This window comes from Paenibacillus sp. GM1FR (assembly GCF_002803315.1).
GTDB classification, from domain to species: domain Bacteria; phylum Bacillota; class Bacilli; order Paenibacillales; family Paenibacillaceae; genus Paenibacillus; species Paenibacillus amylolyticus.
This window is the reverse complement of record NZ_MKZL01000045.1, coordinates 1-1,447: the sequence shown is the minus strand read 5'-3', so window position 1 is coordinate 1,447 and position 1,447 is coordinate 1. Positions and strand designations below refer to the sequence as shown.

The 1,447-nt window shown below is 59.1% G+C and carries 1 protein-coding gene; it reads right to left on the bottom strand.

What is annotated here, in order from left to right; all coding sequences use genetic code 11:
- The coding region (locus PAEAM_RS24145; protein WP_207765600.1) for a hypothetical protein at window positions 1-1,447 on the bottom strand (1,447 nt) is incomplete at both ends.

The following is a 1,447-nucleotide window of genomic DNA, read 5'->3' as shown; positions in this document are numbered from 1 at the left end:
TCCCAGTGGCTCCAGTCGTACCTGTTGTACCCGTAGTTCCAGTCGCGCCGGTTACGCCAGTAACTCCGGTAGTTCCCGTTGCTCCAGTAGCCCCGGTCGGTCCCGTCACACCAGTCGTACCTGTGACCCCTGTTACACCCGTCTCTCCAGTTTGGCCAGTGGCACCAGTCACGCCGGTTACACCAGTAACTCCCGTGGTTCCTGTTGCTCCAGTCGTACCTGTTGTACCCGTAACACCAGTTACGCCAGTTATGCCAGTGGCACCAGTCGCGCCGGTTACACCAGTAACTCCCGTAGTTCCCGTTGCTCCAGTAGCCCCGGTCGGTCCCGTCACACCAGTCGTACCTGTGACTCCGGTTATGCCAGTCGCACCAGTAGCTCCGGTTGTACCTGTCGTGCCGGTAACACCTGTTGCACCCGTCTCTCCTGTAATGCCGGTGGCTCCTGTTACACCCGTTGTACCTGTAGTTCCTGTAGCACCCGTAACTCCTGTTGTGCCTGTGGCTCCTGATACACCTGTGAGCCCTGTAGCCCCAGTTGCTCCGGTCGGTCCCGTTACACCTGTCGTGCCTGTAACGCCTGTAACACCCGTCTCTCCTGTAATACCCGTGGTTCCTGTTGCTCCAGTCGCGCCGGTTACGCCAGTAACTCCCGTTGGACCGGTTGCCCCTGTAGCACCAGTCGTACCTGTGACTCCGGTTATGCCAGTCGCACCAGTGGCTCCGGTTGTACCTGTCGTGCCGGTAACGCCAGTAACTCCCGTAGTTCCCGTTGCTCCAGTAGCCCCGGTGGATCCCATCACACCAGTCGTACCGGTGACCCCTGTTAGACCCGTCTCTCCAGTTTGGCCAGTTGTGCCGGTGGCACCTGTAATTCCAGTAGCTCCAGTCACACCCGTAATGCCAGTTACGCCGGTAGTGCCGGTTGTTCCTGTTCCACCAGTAATACCCGTTGGACCGGTTGCTCCTGTAGCACCCGTAACACCAGTTACGCCAGTGGCTCCAGTCGCGCCGGTTACACCAGTAACTCCCGTAGTTCCCGTTGCTCCAGTAGCCCCGGTGGGTCCCATCACACCAGTCGTACCTGTGACCCCTGTTACACCCGTCTCTCCAGTTTGGCCAGTTGTGCCGGTGGTACCTGTAATTCCAGTAGCTCCAGTCACACCCGTAATGCCAGTTACGCCGGTCGTGCCGGTGGATCCTGTTTCACCAGTAATACCCGTTGGACCGGTTGCTCCTGTAGCACCAATCGTACCTGTGACTCCGGTTATGCCAGTCGCACCAGTGGCTCCGGTTGCTCCAGTAGCACCGGTGGGCCCCGTCACACCAGTCGTACCTGTGACCCCTGTTACACCCGTCTCTCCAGTTTGGCCAGTTGTGCCGGTGGTACCTGTAATTCCAGTAGCTCCAGTCACACCCGTAATGCCAGTTACGCCGGTAGTGCCGGT